Origin of the sequence: Streptomyces ossamyceticus, from assembly GCF_001418475.1 — a bacterium.
GTDB classification, from domain to species: domain Bacteria; phylum Actinomycetota; class Actinomycetes; order Streptomycetales; family Streptomycetaceae; genus Streptomyces; species Streptomyces ossamyceticus.
Genome location: NZ_LIQX01000345.1, coordinates 1 through 6,214 on the forward strand (window position 1 = coordinate 1; position 6,214 = coordinate 6,214).

Annotated in this window: 3 protein-coding genes; 2 read left to right on the forward strand and 1 reads right to left on the reverse strand. The window is 74.3% G+C overall.

Translation table 11 applies throughout. The features are described 5' to 3' along the window. Positions 1-78: 78 nt before the first annotated feature. Entirely contained in the window at positions 79-1,422 is a 1,344-nt protein-coding gene (gabT, locus tag AOK15_RS24655) for a 4-aminobutyrate--2-oxoglutarate transaminase (protein ID WP_055520469.1), read from the reverse strand. A 340-nt stretch (positions 1,423-1,762) separates the two neighbouring features. Between gabT and AOK15_RS24660 the strand changes: the two genes are divergently transcribed. Together AOK15_RS24660 and AOK15_RS24665 are read left to right on the forward strand one after the other, a co-directional pair. After that, positions 1,763-3,892, forward strand: coding sequence for a hypothetical protein (locus AOK15_RS24660; protein WP_055520470.1), 2,130 nt, complete (start codon positions 1,763-1,765; stop codon positions 3,890-3,892). Positions 3,893-4,132: 240 nt separating this feature from the next. Beyond that, complete coding sequence (locus AOK15_RS24665) at positions 4,133-6,022, forward strand: PucR family transcriptional regulator (RefSeq protein WP_055520471.1); 1,890 nt, start codon at positions 4,133-4,135, stop codon at positions 6,020-6,022. Positions 6,023-6,214 lie beyond the last annotated feature (192 nt).

Sequence of the window (6,214 nt, forward strand, 5' to 3'; positions counted from 1 at the left end):
CGAGGGGCACACGAGGGGCTCACCAGGGGCTCACCAGGGGCTCACGGGGGAAGGCTCACGAGGGGCGAGCGGGAGGGCTCAGACGCGGGTGAACGCCTGCTCGATGATGTCGAGGCCCTCGTTCAGGAGGTCCTCGCCGATGACCAGCGGCGGCAGGAAACGCAGCACGTTGCCGTAGGTGCCACAGGTCAGGACCAGCAGGCCCTCCTGGTGGCAGGCCTTCGCCAGCGCGGCGGTCGCCTCCGGGTTCGGCTCCTTCGTCGTGCGGTCCTTGACCAGCTCGATGGCGATCATGGCGCCGCGACCCCGGACGTCTCCGATGACGTCGAACTTCTCGGCCATGGCGGTGAGGCGGGACTTCATGATCGCCTCGATGTGCTTGGCCTTGGTGTTGAGGTCGAGCTCCTTCATCGTCTCGATGGAGCCGAGGGCGCCCGCGCAGGCGACCGGGTTGCCGCCGTAGGTGCCGCCCAGGCCGCCCGCGTGGGCGGCGTCCATGATCTCGGCGCGGCCGGTCACCGCGGCGAGCGGGAGACCGCCGGCGATGCCCTTGGCGGTGGTGATCAGGTCCGGGACGATGCCCTCGTCCTCGCACGCGAACCACTGGCCGGTGCGGCAGAAGCCCGACTGGATCTCGTCGGCGACGAAGACGATGCCGTTGTCGGAGGCGAACTTGCCGATGGCCGGGAGGAAGCCCTTGGCGGGCTCGATGAAGCCGCCCTCGCCGAGGACCGGCTCGATGATGATCGCGGCGACGTTCTCCGCGCCGACCTGCTTGGAGATCTGGTCGATGGCCTGGGCGGCGGCCTCCGGGCCCGCGTTCTCCGGGCCGGTCGGCCAGCGGTAGCCGTAGGCGACGGGCACGCGGTACACCTCGGGGGCGAACGGGCCGAAGCCGTGCTTGTACGGCATGTTCTTGGCGGTGAGCGCCATCGTCAGGTTGGTGCGTCCGTGGTAGCCGTGGTCGAACACGACGACGGCCTGCCGCTTGGTGTACGCACGCGCGATCTTCACGGCGTTCTCGACGGCCTCGGCGCCCGAGTTGAACAGGGCGGACTTCTTGGCGTGGTCGCCCGGGGTCAGCTCGGCGAGGGCCTCGGCGACCGCCACGTAGCCCTCGTACGGGGTGACCATGAAGCAGGTGTGCGTGAAGTCCTGGAGTTGGGCGGAGGCCCGGCGGACCACGGCCTCGGCGGAGGCGCCGACGCTCGTCACGGCGATGCCCGAGCCGAAGTCGATCAGCCGGTTGCCGTCCACGTCCTCGATGATCCCGCCGCCCGCGCGCGCGGTGAACACCGGCAGCACGGAGCCCACACCCGCCGCCACCGCGGCGGTACGACGTGCCTGCAGCTCCTGCGACTTCGGTCCGGGAATGGCGGTGACTACGCGGCGCTCCTGCGGAAGCGGCGGAAGGGCGGTCATGGGAGCTCCCTGGTGATCGTGCGTCTGTACGACATCGGGCGTACGGGGCGGGGCCGGCGCTCGTGGCGGCCGACGGGGCGCGGGCGTTCTCGGACGCTTGCCTTCTTTTCTCGCAGGCTAGGGCGGGGACCGGAGGCTGGGCATGCTCCATGTGGGCGTTGTCGGGGGTTCGTCTTGTCCGCGTTGGACATGGAGGAACCGTGGGTACGGGTGTGCGTCCCACCGCGTAAAACGGTGAGCCCGGGTGAGTACCCGGCCGCGTAAACGGTGAACTCCCTTTCCGGGAGCGTTAGATTGGCTCGCTGATGGTGGACGGAACGGCTGGTCAGGGGGCAGGGCGATGAACAGCGACGGGACGCGGGACGCACGGGGCACGCATGCGAATCCTGTGCCGCGTCCGGCGGGATCGCCGGAGATGCCCGCGGTGCCTCCGCTGCCTCCCCTGCCCGCGGGGGTGCCCGGAGCACCGCCCAGGCCCGACGGGAACACCTTCCTGACCTGGCTGCGGACCCCCCGGCCGGACGCCGCGCCCGGCGTCTGGCGGCTCGGCCACCGGCCGCGACCCGAGGAGGAGCCCGAGATCGTCCCGGGCCGCCAGTTGCTCGGCGGCGCGGTCATCGCCTTCCTCGTCGGCTGGCTCATCTGGTCCCTGCTCTGGAACGGCTACCTCGGCGGCTGGTGGCTGGTACCGCTCTACGCGATGATCCCGGACTCCTGGGCCCCCGCCCACTCGTACTCCGCGGTCGTCCTCAGCTACGTCTGGTACACCATCGTCGCGCTGGCGATCATGATCGGCGTCGGGCGGCTCGGCCGCTGGGGCGAGGTCTGGCGCCGGTACGGCGCCCCGCGCTTCCGGCAGTCCCAGGAGCGTCAGGTCGTACCGCCGCCCGAGCAGGATCCCGCCGAATGGCCGCAGCTCAGGGAGGCCGGTGCCGCCGAGGTCGCCGATCGGCTGGGGGCCGAGGCGCGGGCCGGGCTCATGCGGGATGTGGATCACGCGCGGATCATGCGGGCCTGGCAGGGGGTGCGCAGTGGGCGGCACAGCATGGCGACGTTCACCGGCGCGGTGCTGAAGGACGGCGCGGCGGCCTGTCTGCACCCGTCGGGGGAGCGGGACCTGCCGGGCCGGCTCGCGCAGCACGACATGGTGACAGGGCAGGTCCGGCTCGGCACGACCGCCGACGACTCCCGCAACCCGTACGCCTACCGCGGCACCGGCCTCGCCCTCGGCCCGGAACTGCTCGGCACGTCCCTGCTGGCCGTCGGGCCCGCCGGCTCGGGGAAGACCGGCGGCATCGTGTGGCCCGTCGCCGAGTCGCTGTGCCTGCACGCGCTGGCCGGCCGGGCCGCCGTGGTGGTCGTGGGCGCGGCGGGCGCGGGGCTCGGCCCGGCCGACGCCTACGACGTCGTCGTCCGCATCGGCAACCCGGAGTCCGTGTACGACCTCGACCTCTACGGCGGCACCACCGACCCCGACGAGGCGGCCGCCGTCCTCGCCGAGGCGCTCGTCGGCGACCTCGCCGACCCCCATCCCGGCGCCGACAGCCGGCGTTCGACCACGGTCCTCGCGCAGTTGCTCGGCCCGTTCCGGGCGGTGCACGGGCGGTTCCCGTCGGTCCCGCAGCTACGGCAGCTGCTCGACGGGGCCCCCGGCCCGCTGGGCGAGCTGCGCAAGGCGCTCCAGGACGCCGGACAGGAGTCACTGCTGCGGGAGCTGGACGCGCGTGAGCGGCAGCTCGGGCACCCCGGTGACGTCGGCTCCGTCCTCGCCGACCGGGTCGCCCTGCTGGACCGGCCCGCCTTCGCCGGGTTCTTCGACACCTCCGGCCAGTCCCGGCCCTTCTCCCTCCATGCGCTCGACCACCCCGTACGGGTCCGTATCGACCTCCCCCAACGCGGCCACGCCGATGCCTCACGCATCCTGGCCCGGCTGGTGCTCGCGCAGTTCACCGCGAGCGTGTCGGTACGGGAGGACCGCTCGCTGTTCGCGTGCCTGGTGCTGGACGACGCGACGGGCGTCATCACCCCCGAGGCCGTCCGCGGCATCCAGCGGCTGCGGTCCGCCAACGCGGGCACGGTCCTCACTCTGCGCACCCTCGACGACGTGCCCCGGCCGTTGCGCGGGCCGCTGCTCGGCGCGACCGGCTGCCGTATGGCGCTGTCCGGGATCACTCCGTGGGACGGCCAGGACTTCGCCGAGGTCTGGGGCAAGGAGTGGATCGAGGCGCGGGACGTCACCGACCGGCAGATCATCGCGGACTCCCCGGCGGGCAAGGCGTGGCACGCGCTGCGCCGGGTGATCACGGGGTCCGCGCCGACCGCCCGCGCCGTCACCGTGCGCCAGGTCGAGCGGGAGCGCTGGTCCGCGTCCGAGCTGGCGCACGCCGTGCCGCCGGGCCACGCGGTGCTGTCCCTGACGGACGTCCGGGGCGAGCACGCGCCGCCGCTGCTGGTGAACCTGCGGGGCTGAACGACAGACGCCGTCGGCGGAGGTCGGCGGAGGCCGGCGGAGGCCGTCGGGGGCGGAAGGGGCGCGGGATCGGGCGTGAGGGGCGCGCGGTGACCGTACGGTGAGGCAGAATCGGCACAGGCCGTTCATACGCGGCGGCCAAAACGTACCGACGGTGATCGCCGATCCGGCCGGGAGCCCGACGCCCCGGCGCCCACGTGACGCCGTTCCGAGCAGTACCCGAACCGTTCTGAAGGCCCGATGCCCCCGACGCTCGCCTCGCTCGTCCACCACTCCGCGCTCAAGCTGACCGTGCGGGCGGGCGGGGACCGCCTGGATGTGCCCGTCCGCTGGGCCCACGTCAGTGAACTCGCCGACCCGGTCCCGTACATGGAGGGCGGCGAACTGCTGCTGATCACCGCGCTCAAGCTGGACGCGGAGGATCCGCAGGAGATGCGGCGCTATGTACGGCGGCTCGTGGGAGCCGGGGTCGTCGGGCTCGGTTTCGCCGTCGGGGTGAACTACGAGGAGGTCCCCGAGGCGCTCGTCGAGGCGGCGGACGCCGAGGGGCTGCCCCTGCTGGAAGTGCCCCGGCGTACGCCCTTCCTCGCCATCAGCAAGGCGGTGTCGGCCGCCATCGCCGCCGACCAGTACCGGGCGGTGACGGCGGGCTTCGCCGCACAGCGCGAACTGACCAAGCAGGCACTGGGCGGCGGTCCCGAGGGGGTGCTCGCCGCGCTCGCCGCACAGGTCGACGGGTGGGCCGCGCTGTACGACGCCTCCGGTGCCGTGGTGGCCGCGGCGCCCGAGTGGGCGGAGCGGCGGGCCGGGCGGCTCACCGCCGACGTCGAACGGCTGCGGGACCGGCCCGCCCCGGCCAGCGCGGTCGTCGGCGGCGAGGACCGCGTCGAATTGCACTCCCTCGGCACCGGGCGCCGGGCCCGCGCCGCGCTCGCCGTCGGCACGGCCGCCGCGCTGGGCACCGCCGAGCGGTACGCCGTCCACTCCGCGATCGCGCTGCTGACGCTGACGACGGAGAGGTCGCGTTCGTTGCGCGCCGCCGAGCAGCGGATCGGGGCGGCGGTGCTGCGGATGCTGCTGGCCGGCGAGCCGGACCACGCGCGGGCCGTCGCCGGGCATCTCTACGGGGAGCTGCTGGACGCGCCGTTCCGGCTGATCCTCGCGGAGTCGGGCTCAGCGTCGGCGGCCCGGGCGCGGGCGGAGAGCGCGGTCGGTACGACCGGTGCGTCGACCGGAAGCGGTGCGGCCGTCGGCGGTGGTGGTGGTGGGGCCGGGAACGGTGGCGCCGCCGGGAGCGGCGGGAAGGCCGGCCGGGAGAGCGGGCGGTCCCGGGCCGCAGCCTTGGCCGCCACTGCGAACGGCGATCCGCTCGCGCAGTTCGCCGAGGTCGTCGAGGCGGCGGCCGCGCGGGCCGGGGAAGCGGTGCTCGTCGTGCCCGAGGGGCAGCGGCTGGTCGTGCTCGCCGTGGACGGGGGCGCGGCGGTGGCCGCGTGCGGGGAGTTCGCGGCGGCGCTGGAGACGGCACGGGCGGCGACCGCGCGGGGTGCGGGGGGTACGGCCGGCACGTCGGCGGCGGCTTCGGGAGCCGCCCCGGCCGCGGTCGGTCCCGCGGTCTCGGCCGGAGGCCCCGGCTCGGGCCCGGCTCCCCTGTCCGCCTCGGCGGCGGGCGCTGCCGCGGCGGCCGCGTTCTCCGAGGAGGAGGAACTGGTCGTCGGCCTCTCCGGGCCGGCCGGGCCCATAGCGGTCTCGGCCGCGTACAAGCAGGCCGAGCAGGCACTGTCGGTGGCGCGGCGGCGAGGGCGGTGTCTGGTCGAGCACGAGGAACTGGGGGCCGGGTCCGTGCTGCCGTTGCTCGCGGACGACGCGGTACAGGCCTTCGCCGACGGGCTGCTGCGCGCGCTGCGGGACCACGACGCGACCGGACGGGGGGACCTGGTCGCCTCGTTGCGGGCGTGGCTGTCGCGCCACGGGCAGTGGGACGCGGCGGCGGCGGACCTCGGGGTGCATCGGCACACGCTGCGGTACCGGATGCGGCGGGTGGAGGAGATCCTCGGGCGGTCGCTGGACGATCCCGATGTCCGGATGGAGCTGTGGCTGGCGCTGAAGGCGACGTCCGCGGCGGGGGAGTGACCGGGGGTCCTCGCCCCCGTGCCGCCCCTACCCGACCCATTCTTCGTGCGGGTGGGTGGGGGCTGATCGCGCAGTTCCCCGCGCCCCTGAAGACGGCCTGCGGCCCCTTCGTCAAAAAGCGACGGCCGCAGGCCCCGCTTTTTGAGGGGCGCGGGGAACTGCGCGACCAGCCACGACGCACCCGCACTCGCC